The organism is Pseudomonas acericola (SeqCode) (assembly GCF_053456465.1).
This window is the reverse complement of the sequence record NZ_JBRFJB010000003.1, coordinates 669,468-688,355: the sequence shown is the minus strand read 5'-3', so window position 1 is coordinate 688,355 and position 18,888 is coordinate 669,468. Positions and strand designations below refer to the sequence as shown.

Annotated in this window: 14 protein-coding genes; 5 read left to right on the top strand and 9 right to left on the bottom strand. The window is 61.7% G+C overall.

Translation table 11 applies throughout. From position 1 onward, the window contains the following. Positions 1–36: 36 nt before the first annotated feature. Complete coding sequence (locus ACU688_RS15215) at positions 37–4,896, top strand: NAD-glutamate dehydrogenase (protein ID WP_448185408.1); 4,860 nt, start codon at positions 37–39, stop codon at positions 4,894–4,896. 195 nt (positions 4,897–5,091) lie between these two features. On the opposite strand, the gene ACU688_RS15210 is transcribed toward ACU688_RS15215, so the two are convergent. The 3 genes from ACU688_RS15210 to ACU688_RS15200 form a co-directional block, all read right to left on the bottom strand. Beyond that, the gene (locus ACU688_RS15210; protein ID WP_448185407.1) at positions 5,092–5,778 is read right to left on the bottom strand and encodes a GntR family transcriptional regulator; all 687 of its coding nucleotides are present in this window, start codon (positions 5,776–5,778) and stop codon (positions 5,092–5,094) included. A 17-nt stretch (positions 5,779–5,795) separates the two neighbouring features. Then, positions 5,796–6,497 carry a FadR/GntR family transcriptional regulator gene (locus ACU688_RS15205; protein WP_105521795.1) on the bottom strand — a complete coding sequence of 234 codons (702 nt, stop codon included), beginning with the start codon at positions 6,495–6,497 and terminating at the stop codon, positions 5,796–5,798. A 161-nt stretch (positions 6,498–6,658) separates the two neighbouring features. Then, positions 6,659–7,984 (bottom strand): C4-dicarboxylate transporter DctA, encoded by a 1,326-nt coding sequence (locus ACU688_RS15200; RefSeq protein WP_207044364.1) that lies wholly within the window; start codon positions 7,982–7,984, stop codon positions 6,659–6,661. Between the two features lie 217 nt (positions 7,985–8,201). Here ACU688_RS15200 and ACU688_RS15195 point away from each other — a divergent pair, with 217 nt between their 5' ends. Continuing rightward, complete coding sequence (locus ACU688_RS15195; protein ID WP_448185406.1) at positions 8,202–8,831, top strand: DNA-3-methyladenine glycosylase I; 630 nt, start codon at positions 8,202–8,204, stop codon at positions 8,829–8,831. A 135-nt stretch (positions 8,832–8,966) separates the two neighbouring features. On the opposite strand, the gene ACU688_RS15190 is transcribed toward ACU688_RS15195, so the two are convergent. Together ACU688_RS15190 and pdxR are read right to left on the bottom strand one after the other, a co-directional pair. Then, positions 8,967–9,368, bottom strand: coding sequence for a cupin domain-containing protein (locus tag ACU688_RS15190; RefSeq protein ID WP_448185405.1), 402 nt, complete (start codon positions 9,366–9,368; stop codon positions 8,967–8,969). Positions 9,369–9,452: 84 nt separating this feature from the next. After that, positions 9,453–10,886, bottom strand: coding sequence for a MocR-like pyridoxine biosynthesis transcription factor PdxR (pdxR, locus tag ACU688_RS15185; protein WP_448185404.1), 1,434 nt, complete (start codon positions 10,884–10,886; stop codon positions 9,453–9,455). A gap of 144 nt (positions 10,887–11,030) precedes the next feature. Here pdxR and ACU688_RS15180 point away from each other — a divergent pair, with 144 nt between their 5' ends. Beyond that, positions 11,031–11,474, top strand: a complete 444-nt coding sequence (locus tag ACU688_RS15180; protein WP_448185403.1) for a carboxymuconolactone decarboxylase family protein — start codon at positions 11,031–11,033, stop codon at positions 11,472–11,474. 141 nt (positions 11,475–11,615) lie between these two features. Here the strand turns inward: ACU688_RS15180 and ACU688_RS15175 are convergent, their stop codons facing one another. From ACU688_RS15175 to ACU688_RS15160, 4 genes are all read right to left on the bottom strand, one after another. Continuing rightward, positions 11,616–12,383 (bottom strand): SDR family oxidoreductase, encoded by a 768-nt coding sequence (locus tag ACU688_RS15175; RefSeq protein WP_448185402.1) that lies wholly within the window; start codon positions 12,381–12,383, stop codon positions 11,616–11,618. Positions 12,384–12,392: 9 nt separating this feature from the next. Continuing rightward, on the bottom strand, positions 12,393–13,460 hold the full coding sequence (locus tag ACU688_RS15170) for a phosphotransferase family protein (protein WP_448185401.1): 1,068 nt from the start codon (positions 13,458–13,460) through the stop codon (positions 12,393–12,395). 129 nt (positions 13,461–13,589) lie between these two features. Beyond that, the gene (locus tag ACU688_RS15165; protein ID WP_448185400.1) at positions 13,590–14,543 is read right to left on the bottom strand and encodes a 2-hydroxyacid dehydrogenase; all 954 of its coding nucleotides are present in this window, start codon (positions 14,541–14,543) and stop codon (positions 13,590–13,592) included. A gap of 227 nt (positions 14,544–14,770) precedes the next feature. Further along, positions 14,771–15,295: a cysteine hydrolase family protein gene (locus ACU688_RS15160; RefSeq protein WP_448185399.1), complete on the bottom strand. Its 525-nt coding sequence runs from the start codon at positions 15,293–15,295 to the stop codon at positions 14,771–14,773. A 385-nt stretch (positions 15,296–15,680) separates the two neighbouring features. Here ACU688_RS15160 and ACU688_RS15155 point away from each other — a divergent pair, with 385 nt between their 5' ends. Beyond that, positions 15,681–16,958 carry a serine/threonine transporter gene (locus tag ACU688_RS15155; RefSeq protein ID WP_448185398.1) on the top strand — a complete coding sequence of 426 codons (1,278 nt, stop codon included), beginning with the start codon at positions 15,681–15,683 and terminating at the stop codon, positions 16,956–16,958. 241 nt (positions 16,959–17,199) lie between these two features. Further along, the gene (locus ACU688_RS15150) at positions 17,200–18,843 is read left to right on the top strand and encodes a SulP family inorganic anion transporter (protein ID WP_448185397.1); all 1,644 of its coding nucleotides are present in this window, start codon (positions 17,200–17,202) and stop codon (positions 18,841–18,843) included. Positions 18,844–18,888 lie beyond the last annotated feature (45 nt).

The window sequence follows — 18,888 nt, the reverse complement described above, 5'->3', positions numbered from 1 at the left end:
CTTTCATCAATAACAAGCCCAAGCGGAGTACCACAGATGGCGTTCTTCACCGCAGCCAGCAAGGCCGACTTCCAGCATCAACTGCAAGCGGCACTGGCGCAGCACATCAGTGAACAGGCACTGCCACAAGTGGCGCTGTTCGCTGAACAATTCTTCGGCATCATTTCTCTGGACGAACTGACCCAGCGTCGCCTTTCCGACCTGGCCGGTTGCACCCTCTCTGCGTGGCGCCTGCTTGAGCGCTTTGACCACACCCAACCGCAAGTGCGGGTGTACAACCCCGATTACGAGCGTCATGGCTGGCAATCGACCCACACAGCGGTCGAAGTGCTGCACCATGACCTGCCATTTCTGGTGGACTCGGTCCGCACCGAGTTGAACCGTCGCGGCTACAGCATTCACACCCTGCAAACCACCGTGCTCAGCGTGCGTCGTGGTAGCAAGGGCGAGTTGCTGGAAATCCTGCCAAAAGGCACCCAGGGCGAAGGCATCCAGCAAGAATCGCTGATGTACCTGGAAATCGACCGCTGCGCCAATGCCGCCGAACTCAACGTGCTGAGCAAAGAGCTTGAGCAGGTGTTGGGCGAAGTGCGCGTGGCCGTGGCTGATTTCGAACCGATGAAAGCCAAGGTCCAGGACCTGCTGGCCGGTATCGACGCCAGCCAGTTCAGCATCGACGGCGAAGAAAAGGCCGAGATCAAGAGCTTCCTGGAATGGCTGGTGGGCAACCACTTCACCTTCCTCGGCTATGAAGAGTTTGTGGTACGTGACGAGGCGGACGGGGGTCATATCGAATATGACACCGGCTCTTTCCTCGGTCTGACCAAGTTGCTGCGTGCCGGCCTCACCGCCGAAGACACGCGCATCGAAGACTACGCCGTGGCTTACCTGCGTGAGCCGAGCGTGCTGTCGTTCGCCAAGGCCGCGCACCCGAGTCGTGTACACCGTCCGGCGTATCCGGACTACGTGTCGATTCGCGAAATCAGCGCCGACGGCAAAGTCATCAAGGAACACCGCTTCATGGGCCTCTACACCTCTTCGGTGTACGGCGAAAGCGTGCGGGTGATCCCGTATATCCGTCGCAAGGTGGCCGAGATCGAACGCCGTTCGGGCTTCCAGGCCAAGGCGCACCTGGGCAAGGAACTGGCGCAAGTCGTTGAAGTGCTGCCCCGCGACGATCTGTTCCAGACCCCGGTGGACGAGTTGTTCAGCACCGTGATGTCCATCGTGCAGATCCAGGAGCGCAACAAGATCCGCGTGTTCCTGCGCAAAGACCCGTACGGTCGTTTCTGCTACTGCCTGGCCTACGTGCCGCGTGACATCTATTCCACCGAAGTGCGCCAGAAGATCCAGCAAGTGCTGATGGATCGCCTGAAAGCCTCGGACTGCGAATTCTGGACCTTCTTCTCCGAGTCCGTGCTGGCTCGTGTGCAGCTGATCCTGCGGGTTGACCCGAAGAACCGCCTCGACATCGACCCGCTGCAACTGGAAAAAGAAGTGGTGCAGGCCTGCCGCAGCTGGCAGGACGACTACGCCAGCCTGGTGGTGGAAAGCTTCGGCGAAGCCCAGGGCACCAACGTGCTGGCGGACTTCCCGAAAGGTTTTCCGGCCGGCTACCGCGAGCGTTTCGCCGCGCATTCGGCCGTGGTCGACATGCAGCACCTCAACAGCCTGACCGAAGCCAACCCGCTGGTGATGAGCTTCTATCAGCCGCTGGGCCAGGTCTCCGGCCAGCGTGAGCTGCATTGCAAGCTCTACCATGCCGACACCCCGCTGGCGCTGTCCGACGTGTTGCCGATCCTGGAAAACCTCGGCCTGCGCGTACTGGGCGAGTTCCCGTATCGCCTGCGCCACGCCAATGGCCGCGAGTTCTGGATCCATGACTTTGCGTTCATCGCCGCCGAAGGCGTGAACCTGGACATCCAGCAGCTCAACGACACCCTGCAAGACGCCTTCGTGCACATCGTGCACGGCGACGCCGAGAACGATGCGTTCAACCGCCTGGTACTCACCGCCGGCCTGCCATGGCGCGACGTGGCGCTGCTGCGTGCCTACGCCCGCTACCTCAAGCAGATCCGCCTGGGCTTCGACCTCGGTTACATCGCCAGCACCCTGAACAACCACACCGACATCGCCCGCGAGTTGACCCGGTTGTTCAAGACCCGCTTCTACCTGGCGCGCAAACTCACTGCCGAAGACCTGGAAGACAAGCAGCAACGCCTGGAACAAGCGATCCTCAGCGCCCTGGACGACGTCCAGGTGCTCAACGAAGACCGCATCCTGCGTCGCTACCTGGACCTGATCAAGGCCACCCTGCGCACCAACTTCTACCAGACCGACGCCAACGGCCAGAACAAGTCGTACTTCAGCTTCAAGTTCGACCCGCGTGCGATTCCCGAGCTGCCCAAGCCGGTGCCGAAGTTTGAAATCTTCGTCTACTCGCCGCGCGTTGAAGGCGTGCACCTGCGCTTCGGCAACGTCGCTCGCGGCGGCCTGCGCTGGTCCGACCGTGAAGAAGACTTCCGTACCGAAGTGCTTGGCCTGGTAAAAGCCCAGCAAGTGAAGAACTCGGTCATCGTGCCAGTGGGTGCGAAGGGCGGCTTCCTGCCGCGTCGCCTGCCATTGGGCGGCAGCCGTGACGAGATCGCGGCCGAGGGCATCGCCTGCTACCGCATCTTCATCTCCGGCCTGTTGGACATCACCGACAACCTGAAAGACGGCGCCTTGGTGCCACCGGCCAACGTCGTGCGTCATGACGACGATGACCCGTACCTGGTAGTCGCAGCGGACAAAGGTACGGCGACCTTCTCCGACATCGCCAACGGCATTGCCATCGACTACGGCTTCTGGCTGGGCGATGCGTTTGCTTCCGGTGGTTCGGCCGGTTACGACCACAAGAAAATGGGCATCACCGCCAAGGGCGCGTGGGTCGGTGTGCAGCGTCACTTCCGTGAGCGCGGCATCAACGTGCAGGAAGACAGCATCACCGTGGTGGGCGTCGGCGACATGGCTGGCGACGTGTTCGGTAACGGCTTGTTGATGTCCGACAAGCTGCAGCTGGTCGCGGCCTTCAACCACCTGCACATCTTCATCGATCCAAACCCGAATCCGGCCACCAGCTTTGTCGAGCGCCAGCGCATGTTCGAGCTGCCGCGTTCGGCCTGGACCGACTACGACACCAGCATCATGTCCGAAGGCGGCGGTATCTTCTCGCGCAGCGCGAAGAGCATTGCCATCTCGCCACAGATGAAAGAACGCTTCGATATCGCGGCCGACAAGCTGACCCCGACCGAGCTGCTGAACGCCTTGCTCAAGGCGCCGGTGGACCTGTTGTGGAATGGCGGTATCGGTACCTACGTCAAGGCCAGCACTGAAAGCCATGCCGACGTGGGCGACAAGGCCAACGACGCCCTGCGCGTCAACGGCAACGAGCTGCGCTGCAAGGTGGTGGGCGAGGGCGGTAACCTCGGCATGACCCAACTGGGTCGTGTGGAATTCGGCCTCAATGGCGGCGGTTCCAACACCGACTTCATCGACAATGCCGGTGGTGTGGACTGCTCCGACCACGAAGTGAACATCAAGATCCTGCTCAACGAAGTGGTGCAGGCCGGTGACATGACCGACAAGCAACGCAACCAGTTGCTGGCGAGCATGACCGACGAAGTCGGCAGCCTGGTGTTGGGCAACAACTACAAGCAGACCCAGGCCCTGTCCCTGGCTGCGCGCCGTGCCTACGAGCGTGCCGCCGAGTACAAGCGCCTGATGAGCGACCTGGAAGGCCGTGGCAAGCTGGACCGCGCCATCGAGTACCTGCCGACCGAGGAGCAGCTCGTCGAGCGCGCCGCGACCGGCAAGGGCTTGACCCGTCCGGAGCTGTCGGTGCTGATCTCGTACAGCAAGATCGACCTCAAGGAAGCGCTGCTCAAGTCCCTGGTACCGGATGACGACTACCTGACCCGTGACATGGAGACCGCGTTCCCACCGAGCCTGGTGGCCAAGTTCGGCGAAGCCATGCGTCGCCACCGCTTGAAGCGCGAGATCGTCAGCACCCAGATCGCCAACGACCTGGTCAACCACATGGGCATCACCTTCGTTCAGCGACTCAAAGAGTCGACCGGCATGAGCCCGGCGAACGTGGCGGGTGCGTATGTGATCGTGCGTGACATCTTCCACCTCCCGCACTGGTTCCGTCAGATCGAAGCCCTGGACCACCAGGTTTCTGCCGACGTGCAACTGGAGCTGATGGATGAGCTGATGCGCCTGGGCCGCCGTGCGACGCGCTGGTTCCTGCGCAGCCGTCGCAACGAGCAGGACGCTGGCCGTGACACCGCGCACTTCGGTCCACACCTGGCAGCACTGGGCCTCAAGCTCGACGAACTGCTGGAAGGCCCGACCCGCGAAGGCTGGCAGAACCGCTACGGCAAATACACCGAAGCCGGTGTGCCGGAGTTGTTGGCCCGCATGGTTGCAGGCACTACTCACCTGTACACCTTGCTGCCGATCATCGAAGCCGCTGACGTCACCGGGCATGACGCCGCCGAAGTGGCCAAGGCCTACTTCGCCGTTGGCAGCGCCCTGGACTTGCCGTGGTACCTGCAGCAGATCAGCGATCTGCCCGTGGCCAACAACTGGCAGGCCCAGGCCCGCGAAGCGTTCCGCGACGATGTGGACTGGCAGCAACGAGCGATCACCATTTCGGTCCTGCAAATGGCCGACGCGCCAGAAGACATGGAAGCCCGCGTGGCCCTGTGGCTTGAGCAGCACAAGGACATGGCTGATCGTTGGGTGGCGATGATGGTAGAAATTCGTGCTGCGGTCGGCACGGACTACGCCATGTACGCGGTGGCCAACCGTGAGTTGCTGGACCTGGCGTTGAGTGGTCAGTCGGTGTTGTAACCGGGTTGATCTGACGCTGCAAACAAAAGCCCCCGTATCGTGAGATACGGGGGCTTTTTTATTTGAATTGGAATGCAATCACTGTGGGAGCTGGCTTGCCTGCGATGGCGGTGTATCAGTTGATGAATTATTGGCTGACCCACCGCTATCGCAGGCAAGCCAGCTCCCACATTTGGATGTGCTTATCCCTTGGGATTAGTGGTGTTTGAGTAATTTGGATTCTAGGTGGTCCAGGTGCTGGGTCATCAGGCTCACGGCGGCGGTGGCGTCGCGTTGCTCCAGCGCATCCACAATCGCTACATGTTCCTGCCACGCGCAATAAGTGCAGGCTTTCGCCTCGTACTGGGCAATGACCAATGACGTCAGCGGCACCAGGCTGTTGAGGAACTGTGCCAGCGGCGCGTTGCGCGCCATGGCGGCCAATTGTAGGTGGAACTCCCCGGACAAACGAATCGCCGGCCCACGCTGGTCGCGCTCGATGCACTCGCGTTCGCGGGCAATCAGCTCGCGCAGCTGGCGCAGTTGCGTCGGCGTGGCGTGCACGCAGGCCAATTGCACTACGGTGATTTCGGTGAGGCGCCGCGCCTCGAGGATCTGCCGGGTTTGCTGGGCATCCGGCGCGGCGACCTGGGCGCGCTGGTTGGGGCGCAGGATGATCACTTGCTGGTGCGACAGCTTTGCCAGCACTCGGAGGATCACGCTGCGGCTGACGCCAAAGGTCTCGCCCAGGCTCTCTTCGGTGAAACGGCTGGCCGGCGCAATGCGTTGTTCGAGGATGGCGTCGAACAGGCGCGGGTAGATGTCGTCCACCGAAGGCTTTTTACCGGCGATCAAGCGCAGGGCAGGGAAGATAGGGTCGCGTTGCAACGCGTAAGCGGTCATGGCCAGTCTCCAATAAATCAGCTGCCCAGATGGTCATCCGGGATGTTCAAGCGAATGCCCATGCGCAGGCCTTCCTGCAGGATGTGCCGACGCATCTCGGCACTGGCCAGGGCGCTGTTCTTGTTGCGGATGGCGCGCACCACCGCTTCGTTTTCGCGCAGGCGTTCGGCCAGGTGCTCCGGCGAGTTGCGCAGCACCTGGGCGCTCTGCTTGAGGGCGTTGCTGGTTTGCTGCACCACGTTCTGGAAGATCGGGTTGGAGGTCAGGGCGAACAGTTCTTCGTGGAAGCCGATGTAGGCGTTCATGCCGGCTTCGGCGTCTTCGGCGTCGAGGGCTTCGCGCATGTCCATCAGGGTCAGGCGCAGTTGGCCGACTTCCTTGCTGCTGATGGATTGGGCGACGAGACCGACGATGAAGGGTTCGAGGGTGTAGCGCAGTTGCAGGATATCTTCCAGGCTCGCGTCGGCCACTGCGTCACTGGACTGGGGTTCGCTGACGCTGGTCTCCAGCACCACCACGCCTTTGCCGGGCATGGAGCGCACCAGGCCGAGGGTTTCCAGGACGATCACCGCTTCACGCAGGCTGGGGCGGCTGATACCCATCTGTTCGGCCAGCTCGCGTTGGCCGGGGAGCATTTCACCACGGCGCCACTGGCCACGCGCCAAGGCGGCGCGGAGTTTTTCTACCACTGAATTGACGACGGTTGAGGTGCTGATCACGTCTACCTCTCCTAAATGTTGCAAATACGCTAATGAATCCAGTGAAGGTCTATTGTGGGAGCTGGCTTGCCTGCGATAGCGGTGGGTCAGCCAAGACATCTGTTACTGATACACCGCCATCGCAGGCAAGCCAGCTCCCACATTTGAATTGTGTCGCCTGGTCAGAACTCCTGATGCGCCGGCAACACCGGTTTTTTGGCCTGGAAGGCATACCCTTGCTGCCCTTCAAGCACCTTGTTCGCTCGCTGCAGGTCGATGTCTTTCTCCCAACGGGCAATCGCCACGGTGGCGACGCAGTTGCCGATCAGGTTGGTCAGTGCGCGGCCGATGCCCATGAACCAATCCACCGCCAGCACCAGCACCAGGCCCACCACCGGAATCGCCGGGATCGCCGTGAGGGTCGCCGCCAGGATCACCAGCGCCGAGCCCGGAATGCCGTGGGCACCTTTGGAGGTGATCAGCGACACCAGCAGAATCGTCATCAGGTCGGTCATCGACAGCGGCGTGCCGGTGGCGTTGGCGATAAACACGATGGCCAGGGTCAGGTAGATCGAGAAACCGTCGAGGTTGAACGAATAGCCTGTTGGAATCACCAGGCCGACGGTGGAACTGCCGATGCCCAGGTGCTCCAGTTTACGCATGATCTGTGGCAGCACGGCGTCGGAGGAGGCGGTGCCCATCACGATCAGCAGTTCTTCGCGCAGGTACTTGAGCAGCGGCAGCATGCGCAGGCCCGACAGGCGCATCACCAGGCCGAGGATCAGGCCGACGAAGGCGAAGCAGGTCAGGTAGAACAGGCCCACCAGGCTGCCCAGGTGTTGCAGCGAGTCCAGGCCGTAGGTGCTGGTGGTGAAGGCAATCGCACCAAATACACCGATCGGCGCCAGGCGCACGATCATGCCCATGATGCGGAAGATCACATGGCTCAGCTCGTTGATCAGGCGCGAGATGCCCGACGCCGCTTCGCCTACCAGGTTCAGCGCGCTGCCGAACAGCACCGAGAACAGCAGCACTTGCAGCACGTTGTTCTCGGCGAAGGCACCGATCACCGAGTTGGGGATCAGGTCCATCAGGAACTGGCTGGTGCCGCGAATGTGCTGGCCCTTGTCGGCCAGTTCATTGAGGCCGGCGGACGACAATTGCTCCAGGTGGATATTGGCGCCTTGGCCAATACCGGTGCTGAAGGCCATCACCAGGCCGATCACCAGGGCGACGGTGGTGAGTATTTCAAAGTAGATCACCGACTTGAGGCCGATGCGCCCGACTTTCTTCAAGTCGCCGGCGCCAGAGATGCCGCTGACCACCACGCAGAATACGATCAGGCCGATCAGCATTTTGATCAGCTTGATAAAGCCGTCACCGAGGGGTTTGAGTTGTGTGGAGAATTCGGGAAGGGCCAGGCCGCAAACAACGCCTAGCATCAGGCCGATCACGACTTGCAGGAAAATCGAACGCGAGCACCATCTGAGCATGGGAGGGATCTCTATTCGGTGCCCTGGTGGTTCCAGGGCTTAATTGTTGTGGTCTTACCGGTAAGTCCAGTGCGCGGCCAGTCTACGCTCGGCTTTTTTGAAACCACAAGTAAAAATTCGGTGGTTGATCGGACCCGGTCTGACCAGTTGGTCGGCGAGGGCGGTGCTTGAGCGGTTGGTGGGCTGGAAAATTTTTCGCTTATCATCCGCCGCACGACACACGAGGTGATGGATGGATAGACCAGGACTGACCACCGACGCCACCGGGCAGACCTACTGCACCTGGCGTACGTCGGCACCGCAATACCCGCATTACCACGACCACGAGTGGGGCGTGCCGGTGGCGGATGACGTTCAGCTGTACGAGAAGATCTGCCTGGAAGGCTTCCAGGCGGGCATGGCGTGGATCACCATCCTGCGCAAGCGCGAGCAGTTTCGGGTGGCGTTCGAGGGCTTTGATTTTCGCCGGGTGGCGCAGTATGGCGAGGCCGATATTGAGCGGCTGATGCAGGACGTGGGCATCGTGCGCAATCGGGCGAAGATTGTGTCGGCGATCAACAATGCACGCAGGGCGTGTGAGCTGGTGGATGAGACGGGGTCGTTGGCGCGCTGGTTGTGGGCGTTTGAGCCGGCGGTTGATGAGCGTCCAAAGGTCGTGGACATGGCTTATTGGACGGAGAATCCCACGTCGCCGGCGTCAGTGCGGTTGTCGAAAGCGCTGAAGAAACGCGGCTGGACCTACGTAGGGCCGACCACGATGTATGCGCTGATGCAGGCGATGGGGATGGTCAATGATCATCTGGAAGGCTGTCTGTGCCGGCCTCGCATCGAAGAGCTACGGCGCCAGTTCAAGCGCCCCTGAACCTGCTGAAAAAACACAATTCAACCTGTGGGAGCTGGCTTGCCTGCGATAGCGGTGGGTCAACCAACACATCTGGTACTGATACACCGCTATCGCAGGCAAGCCAGCTCCCACAGGGTTTTGTGGTGTTGCGGGTTACTGCGGCAGGGGAGTCAGTACCTCGGCTTTATCATCCATGACCATCACCACCAGCAACTTGGCCGGCTTGGTCTGGCTGGCATTGCTCGATTCAAAATGCCGCGACCCCGCCGGCTCATAAAACGATTCACCGACCTTGTAGGTGACTGCCTTCTCATCATTCACCCGCGAGGTGATTTCGCCTTCCAGCACGTAGGCCACGGCGGTACCGGTGTGGCTATGGGGTACGGTGGCTTGCCCGGGCGCATAGTCCACGGTGAGCATGAGGGTTTTCTTGCCGGACACATTGGTCAGCGCGTGTTCTTGCAGGACCTTGATCGATTCCTGGTTGTACACCGGTTCGTGGGCAAATACGGCGAAGGAGGCGAGCATCAGGGAGGCAGCGAGCAGGCGTTTCATGGCGAAGTTTCCGAGTAGTTCGAGACCTGTTCACCCTACGCCGCGTGGCCGGGGTCACCAATAACCAATCCGCCGGTAAATCCCCTAGCCAATCTGTTGCAGGATGTCGCGCACCCGGTCCAGGGCCGGGTCGATGTCCAGCGTCTCGATGGCGCCAAAACCGATGATCAGCCCCGGGCGCAGCGGCGCGTCATGGAAAAACACGTCCAGTGGGTACAATCCGACTTCCACCTGGCGCGCCAGCTGAATCAGCAGCGGGATATCCACCGCGACCTTGCACAACGCCGCCATGTGGAACCCGGCCACAGTGGGCACCGCTTCGAACCAGGGTGATAAATCCCCCGCCAGACGTTGCAGGATGCGCTCACGGCGCCCGGCGTACACGGTGTGGCAGCGGCGGATGTGCTTGAGCAGGTAACCTTCGCTGATGAACTTGGCCAACGCCCATTGCGGCAAGGTGGAGCTGTGCTGGTCGGTCAATTGCTTGGCCTTGAGCACGGCGCCCTGGATCGCCGGTGGCAGCACCGCGTAGCCCAGGCGCAGCTCGGGCAGCAGGGTTTTGGAGAAGGTGCCGACGTAGGTCACCACGCCACGGTTGTCCATGCTTTGCAGGGAGTCGGTGGGGCGGCCTTCGTAGCGAAATTCGCTGTCGTAGTCGTCTTCGATGATGATCGCCCCCAGCGCGAAGGCCCGCGCCAGCAAGGCTTCGCGGCGAGGCAGGCTCATGGGCATGCCGAGGGGGAATTGGTGGGACGGCGTCACGTAGATCAGGCGCGTGCCGTCGGGGATGTTATCGACCTGAATACCCTGTTCGTCCACCGGCACACTGGCGACGCTGGCCCCCATTGCCACGAACAGCTGGCGCGCGGGGCTGTAGCCGGGGTCTTCCATGGCGACAATGCTGCCGGGTTCCAGGACCACGCGGGCGATCAGGTCGAGCGCCTGTTGCGCGCCGTTGGTGACCACGATGTCGCTGTCACGGCATTTGACGCCCCGCGAGAACGCGATATGCCCGGCGATGGCACTGCGCAGGGCGGGCAAGCCTTCGGGTTGGCTGTAGAAGCCGCTGTTCTGCGCAATGCGTCGCAACGCATCTTGGGTGCAGCGCCGCCATTCATCCTGGGGGAACTGGTTACGGCTGGTGGCGCCACCGATGAATTCATAGCGCAAGGTACTGTCGCGGGTAGGGTGGCGCATGGGTGAGGGCAGCGACGCCCACTTTGCCAGGTTGGCGGCGCAGGCCAGGTCGGTGGCCGATTGTTGGCGTTCCGCCTGCGGCGCATGGGCGTTGACGAAGGTGCCGCGGCCGGTCTTGCCCACCAGCAGGCCTTCGTAGGTCAGGGTGGCGTACGTGTCGGACACGGTCTTGCGCGACACGCCCAACTGCTCGGCCAGCAAGCGGCTGGGCGGCAATTGCGCACCGGCGGCCAGGCGCCCGGAGCTGATGGCCTCGCGCAGTTGCTGGTACAGCTGTTCGGCCAGATCCTTGCGGCCGTTGATCACGACGTGCAGTTCCATGTTGTATCCCAAGGCTTCAGTCTGCGCCAAGACTACGCGCTGGCGCGGTGGGCGCAAAATGGTCTGCGCATAAACCGGCCGATTGGCTATAGGGCATACGTCGCCGGGGTTCTAGGCTGGGGTGTCATTTCAGAGAAGCACCCCATGGAACCCCGCCTGGATTACTACACGGCTTCACCGCAAGCGCTCAAGGCCATGTTGATGCTGGAGGCGAACACCTTTGGCCTGTCGATCGAACAGCCGTTGCTGGAGTTGATCAAGATCCGCGTTTCGCAACTCAACCACTGTGGCTTCTGCACCGACATGCACTCGATGGCGGCACGCCAGCGCGGCGAGACCGAGCGGCGTTTGTTTGCGTTGTGTGTGTGGCGCGATTCACCGTTTTTCACGGCGCGGGAGAAGGCCGCATTGGCTTGGAGCGAGTCGGTGGCGACGCTGCCCACGTCACAGGTGTCGGATGAACTCTTTGCCGCCGTGCGGGTGGAATTCAGCGAAGAGGAACTGGTGGACCTGACCATGGCGGTGTCCAGCATCAGTGGCTGGAACCGCCTGGCGGTAAGCTTTCGCCAGCAACCGCCGAATGCTTGATTGGGTGGAATACAGTTTGATCGTTCCCACGCTCTGCGTGGGAATGCATCCCTGGACGCTCTGCGTCCGTTCTTGAAGGCAAGACGCAGAGCGTCACCGGCGGCGTTCCCACGCAGAGCGTGGGAACGATCTAATGCTTGATCAGGACAGGAACCCACCATCCACATTCAGCGAGACGCCGGTGGTGTAGCTCGACGCATCGCTGGCCAGATACAGCACCGCGCCCGCCATTTCGCTCGGGTCGGCCACGCGCTTGAGTGGGATCTGTGCCAGCGCGGTTTTCAGGATGGCGTCGTTTTTCACCAGTGCCGAGGCGAACTTGGTATCGGTCAAGCCCGGCAGCAGGGCGTTGCAGCGAATGCCGAACGCAGCGCATTCCTTGGCGAACACCTTGGTCATGTTGATCACGGCGGCCTTGGTCACCGAGTAGATGCCCTGGAACACGCCCGGGGAGATGCCGTTGATCGAGGCCACGTTGATGATGCTGCCACCGCCGTTCTCGCGCATCAGCTTGCCGGCTTCCACCGACATGAAGAAGTAGCCGCGAATGTTCACGTCCACGGTCTTCTGGAACGCGCCGAGGTCGGTGTCCAGTACGTTGCAGAACTGCGGGTTGGTCGCGGCGTTGTTGACCAGGATGTCCAGGCGGCCGAACTGTTCGCGAATCCCGGCGAACACCTGGGCAATCTGCTCCATTTCACCGATGTGGCAGGCAATGGCCGTGGCCTTGCCGCCGTCGGCGATGATTGCGTCAGCCACGTGCTGGCAACCGTCCAGTTTGCGGCTGGAGACAATCACGTGGGCGCCTTGCTGGGCCAGCAACTTGGCGATGGCTTCACCGATGCCACGGCTCGCGCCAGAAACAAAGGCAATCTTGCCGTCGAGGTCGAACAGGTTGGTCTTGGACATGGGGGTTCCTTAGAGGGCTGATTTAGCGATCACATTCAGGCTCATCTGCTCCAGCAGCTTGTTCATGTGGATGAACTGCGCAAAGCGTTTGTCCTGGGTCTGGCCATGGAAGAAGCGGTAGTAGATCTGCTGCACGATGCCGGCCAGGCGGAACAGGCCGTAGGTGTAGTAGAAATCGAAATTATCGATCTGGATGCCCGCGCGTTCGGCGTAGTAGTCGACGAACTGACGGCGGGTGAGCATGCCGGGGGCGTTGCTTGGCTGACGGCGCATCAGTTGCACCGGTGCCGGGTCGGCGGCTTCAATCCAGTAGGCGAGTGTGTTGCCCAGGTCCATCAGCGGGTCGCCGAGGGTGGTCAACTCCCAGTCCAGAACGCCGATGATCTGCATCGGGTTGTGCGGGTCGAGGATCACGTTATCGAAGCGGTAATCGTTGTGCACGATGCTCGATGTCGGGTGGTCGGCCGGCATCTTCTCGTTGAGCCAGGCGCGCACGGCTTCCCAGCGTGGGGCGTCGGGGGTCAGGGCTTTTTCGTAGCGATCGCTCCAGCCGCTGATCTGCCGTGCCACATAACCTTCGGGTTTGCCCAGGTCGGCCAGGCCGCACGCGGTGTAGTCCACCTGGTGCAGTTCGACGAACTTGTCGATAAAGCTCTTGCACAGGGCCTCGGTCTTGGTGGCGTCCAGGCCCAGTTCGGCCGGCAGGTCAGAGCGCAGGATGATGCCGTTGACACGCTCCATCACGTAGAACTCGGCGCCGATCACCGACTCGTCGGTGCAATGCACGTAAGCCTTCGGGCAGTACGGAAAACCGTCCTTGAGCTGGTTCAGAATGCGGAATTCGCGGCCCATGTCGTGGGCGGACTTGGCCTTGTGGCCAAAGGGCGGGCGGCGCAGGACGAATTCCTGGCCAGGGTATTCCAGCAGGTAGGTCAGGTTCGACGCACCGCCCGGGAACTGGCTGATGGTCGGCGTGCCGCTCAGGCCGGGGATATGGGCCTTGAGGTAGGGATCGATCAGGCTGGCATCAAGTTCTTCGCCTGCTCGGATCTGGGTCGATTGGTCGTTCAGCGCCATGCTTATCCCTTCTGCTTATTCTAAAGGCCTCGGACTATTTCCTAATCTAATGCGCACCACCGCCCAGCGACAAGGTCGGGGCGGCTTAATAGGTTAGCGTGTTGGATGATGATCAGCGTGCCTGATCGGTCATTTTACGGGCGGGGGCAACGCGACGGGCGTGAGTACCGGGCGACCGGCGAAGTACTCCAGCAAGTTGTCGGCCACGCGCTGCACGGTGTCGTGGGCGGCTTCCGGCGACAGGCCGGCGACATGGGAAGTGAGCACGGTGTTGCTCAGGCGCTTGAGGGCGTCGGGCACCTGGGGCTCGTCGTCGAATACGTCTAGGGCTGCGCCGCCGATGCGGCGCTGTTCAAGGGCTGTCACCAGGTCCGCGGTGACGACCACGCTGCCGCGTCCGATGTTGACCAGGAAGCCATTGGGCCCCAGGGCATCGAGGGCGTGGCGATCGATCAAGTGGCGGGTGCTTGCACCGCCGGGCGTGGCCAGGATCAGGAAGTCCGAGGTGCGCGCTAGCTCCACGGCTGTTGCGCAGTAGGTGTAGTCCACGTCATCGCGGGGCTGGCGGTTGTGGTAGCTGATCTCCATGCCGAAACCCAGCGCCGCACGTTTGGCGATCTCCAGGCCTACGGCACCCAGCCCGAGAATGCCCAACTGCTTGCCGCCCAGGGACGGGCGCATGACCTTGGGCCATTCGTTGCGCCGTACGGCGGCGTCGGTCTGGGGAATGCCGCGCACCAGCGACAGCAGCAGTGCCATGGCGTGGTCGGCGACCGAAGGTGCGTTGACACCGGCGCCGTTGGTGACGACGATCCCGCGATTGCTTGCGGCTTGCAGGTCCACATGTTCGTAGCCGGCGCCGATCACGCAGATGATCTCCAGCAGGGGCAGGGCGGCGATCTCTTCCGCGTACAAACCCAGGGGGCCACGGGTCAGCACCGCTTTGATCTGGCCGCCGTGGGTCTGGATCGCCTGGGCGCGCTCGGCGGGCGTTGGCGCCAGAATCACATGAAAGTCATTGCTCTCGATGATTTGCAGGTATTCATTGATGGTTTCAACCAGAACCAGAACAGTGATGGACATCGGGAGGCTCTTCCTGAAGGGTTTGAGGGGGGAGTATGCGGGATTTGTAAGACGGGTCGGCTTATCGGCTCAGAAAATTTTTCACTGCTGAAGCGAGTCGATTGTGGCGAGCAAGCTTGCTTGCGCTGGGGTGCGAAGCGCCCCCTGAAGAGCCGGGGACTGCTGTGCAGTCCAGCGGGAGCAAGCTCCCTCGCCACAATGGTTTCTGTTTTACAGGAGCTGCATTGTCAGAAGCTGATTTCAGCCGCGCTAACCCGCTTCACAAACGCCCCCGCCAACGTCGCATTGTGATGCTCGATGATCGCCTTTGCGTCGAGCGTTGGAGTGTCCATGCAAGTATGGCCATCTTCGGGCAGCACCACCGAAAACCCCAGCTCAACGGCCACGCGGCAAGTCGTGTCGATGCAGAACTGGGTTTTCATACCCACAATCACCAACTCATTGACCTGCGCCGCATTCAGTTGCTGAGCCAGGTCAGTCCCCAGAAAACAGCTCGGCCGGGTTTTATTGAACAGGTGGTCGCGGGCTTCATCCACGTCCAGGCCGTGCCACAGCTGCCAGAGCGGGCTGCCCTCAGCGATGGGCGAACCCTGCGGGCCGGTGTGGCGGGCGACGAAGATCGGCGCGTTGGCGTTGCGGGCGCGTTGAATCAGTTGGTTGATGGTGGCGAGTACGCGTTCGCGCTCAAAAGGCTTCTCCGGGCCATCGTAGAGGCCGGTTTGCATGTCGATGATCAGCAGGGCGTCAGCCATGGTGTTGCTCCTTGTGATTGCCAGCTGGGCGGAGCAATAAAAAGGCCCCGTCCATTGCTGGCGGGGCCTTGGGTTGAATCTGTGAGGTGTTTAGCTTGACCACCCACAGCCACCGCGCGACCCGCCGATAGCGGTCGTGGTGGTGGTACGGGTGAGGTGCAGCTGAATAAGGTTCATGGCCCGATCATGCTGAGATCGACGTCAGGTTGTCAACAAATGTGTCCGCCATAGGTGCGGCGTGTCGATGTACCACGCCACCGTTCCTCAGCTAAGTCTTTGCTTATTCACAAGAATCCCGGACAATCGCGCCCCTTCTATGGTCGGGGCGCTGCCTGTCAGGTTTTTCTGACTCGTCCCGGCCGTGTAAATGCGGAGATCCGACCGGATGAATGATCAGGCCAATAGCGTTGACGAACGCTATGCATCGACACCTGCAACCCTCACAAGCTGGAGCCGCCAGGACACCACCTGGATGCTTGGCCTGTTCGGCACGGCCATTGGCGCCGGCACCTTGTTCCTGCCCATCAACGCTGGCTTGGGCGGTTTCTGGCCGCTGTTGATCCTGGCGCTGCTGGCATTCCCGATGACGTTCTTCGCGCACCGTGGCCTGACCCGCTTCGTCCTGTCCGGTCGTGAAGGCTCCGACATCACCGACGTGGTCGAAGAGCATTTCGGCATCACCGCTGGCGCAATGATCACCTTGTTGTACTTCCTGGCGATCTTCCCGATCCTGCTGATCTACAGCGTCGCCCTGACCAACACCGTCGGCAGCTTCATGGAACACCAACTGCACATCATGCCGCCGCCACGGGCGATCCTGGCCTTTGTGCTGATTCTCGGCCTGCTGGCCGTCGTGCGTTGCGGTGAGCAAGTGATCGTCAAGGCCATGAGCCTGATGGTGTATCCGTTTATCGTCGCCTTGCTGTTCCTTGCGGTGTACCTGATCCCGCATTGGACCGGTGGCATCCTCAGCACCGCCAGCGTGGTGCCGGAGCCTTCGGCGCTGCTCAGCACCCTTTGGCTGGCGATTCCGGTGATGGTGTTCTCGTTCAACCACTCGCCGATCATCTCGGCCTTCGCGGTGGACCAGAAGCGCCAGTACGGCGTGCATGCCGATGAGCGCAGCTCGCAGATCCTGTCCCGCGCGCACCTGTTGATGGTGGTGATGGTGCTGTTCTTCGTGTTCAGCTGCGTGCTGACCCTGTCGCCGGCGCAACTGGCCGAGGCGAAAGCGCAGAACCTGTCGATCCTGTCGTACCTGGCCAACCACTTCGACAACCCGACCATCGCCTTTGCCGCGCCGTTGATCGCGTTCGTGGCGATTGCCAAGTCGTTCCTGGGCCACTACATCGGCGCCAGCGAAGGCCTTAAGGGCCTGGTGGCCAAGACCGGTCGCCGCCCGGCACCGAAGACCCTGGACCGCATGACCGCCGCGTTCATGCTGGTGGTGTGCTGGATTGTCGCCACGCTTAACCCAAGCATCCTTGGCATGATCGAATCCTTGGGCGGCCCGGTGATTGCGTCCATCCTGTTCCTGATGCCGATGTACGCGATCCGCAAGGTGCCGGCCATGGCCAAGTACCGTGGGCAGGCGTCCAATGTGTTTGTTACGGCGGTCGGCCTGGTAGCGATTACGGCGGTGGTGTATTCGCTGATTCCTTGAGCCTGAGTACCGTCGCTAAGACGGTACAGTTCTAAACTGTGGGAGCTGGCTTGCCTGCGATAGCGGTAGTTCAGTCACTGTATGGGTGACTGATACACCGCCATCGCAGGCAAGCCAGCTCCCACAGTTGTTTTGTGGCGCTGCAAGTTTTGTGGACAGGGATCAACCCGTGACCCGGCAATGAGGGCTAAGCTTGTCGGCTTATGGGTTTCTGCCCTGGAAACCCCGAAGGTTGGCCCGATTGAATACTCAAAACCCTCCCGCCATTGTCGCGTCGTCTACCCGCATCCACGACCTGCTCGCCGGGCTCTCCATCGCCGGTCTGTTGCTGCCTGAAGCGGTGGCCTATTCCAGCATTGCCGCGCTGCCACCCCAGGCCGGGGTGATTGCCTTGTTTGCCGGGTTGTTGTGCTACGGCCTGTTGGGCACCAGCCGCTTTGCGATTGTTTCGGCCACGTCGTCGTCGGCGGCGGTGTTGGCCGCTGCGACCGCCAGCCTGGCTGGTGATGACCCGGCGTTGCGCCTGTCTCTGGCGTTCGGGCTGGTGCTGGTAACCGGGGTGTTCTTCCTGCTGGCCGGGCTGTTCAAGCTCGGTGGCGTCACGTCGTTTATTGCCAAGCCGGTGTTGCGCGGCTTTGCCTTCGGCCTGGCGCTGACCATTATCCTCAAGCAGTTGGCCGCCGTGGTGGGCGTACACCTGAGCGACAACAACCTGATCCGCTTCCTCCCGCAATTGCTGGAGCAGTGGCCGAGCTGGAATTGGCCGGCGGCGCTGGTGGCGGCGGTGGCCTTGGGCGTGCTGTGGCTGTGCGCGCGCATCCCCCGCCTGCCGGGTGGGTTGCTGGTGGTGGTGCTGGGGATTCTTGCTGGGCAGTACCTGAACCTTGAGGCCCATGGCGTCGGATTGATCGGCATGATCGATTTGCGCCTTGAACTGGGGCATTTGCCGGTGCTGCCGTTCGCCGACTGGCTGCGCCTGGGTGAATTGGCGTTTGCCTTGGTGATGATCCTGTATGCGGAGTCCTATGGCTCCATCAGCTCATTCGCGCTTAAACACGGCGACCGTGTGTCCTCCAATCGCGACTTGCTGGCGCTGGGGGCGGCCAATCTGGTGTCCGGCTTGTTTCATGGTATGCCAGCGGGTGCTGGATATTCAGCGACCTCGGCCAATGAAGCCGCCGGCGCCGGTTCGCGGCTGGCCGGTATCGTCGCGGCGTTGGTGGTGTTGCTGATTGTGCTGACGGTGCTGCCCTATGTGGCGCTGACGCCCGAGCCGGTGCTCGCGGCTATTGTCATCTACGCGTTGGGTCGCGGCTTGAGCCTGCAACCCTTGGGGCGCTACTTTATTTGGCGGCGTGACCGCCTGCTGGTGATCTGCGCCGTCGCGGCGGTGCTGGTGCTTGGCGTGCTGGATGGCTTGTTGCTGGCGGTGGCGATCAGTGTGGTGTTGATGCTGCGCCAGATGTCATCGGCTGATATCCAGGTGCTGGGGCGCCTGGGCGACAGCCATGACTTTGTCGACCAGCAGCACCATGCCGATGCGTCGCCTGTGCCGGGCGTGTTGATTGTGCGGCCCAGCGAAGCGCTGTTTTTTGCGAATGCCGAGCGCATCCTCGGCGCGGCGTTGCGCCTGATGCGGCAATCGTCGGTGGAGGTGGTGGTGCTGAGCCTGGAAGAGTCGCCCGACCTCGACGGCACCAGTATCGAAGCACTGGCGGCGTTTTTTGTGCAGGTGCGCGTGGAGGGCAAGCGCCTGGTGCTGGCCCGTGTCCGGCATGCTGCCCGTGAAGTGTTGCAGGGTTTGCCGGAGGCGTTGCCACCGCAGGTGCTGCTCAGCGGCTTGAGTGTGGATGGCGCGGTGCAACTGGCCAAATCCCAGGCATAAAAAAACGCCGCGTATCGTGGGATACGCGGCGTTTTTATTACATCA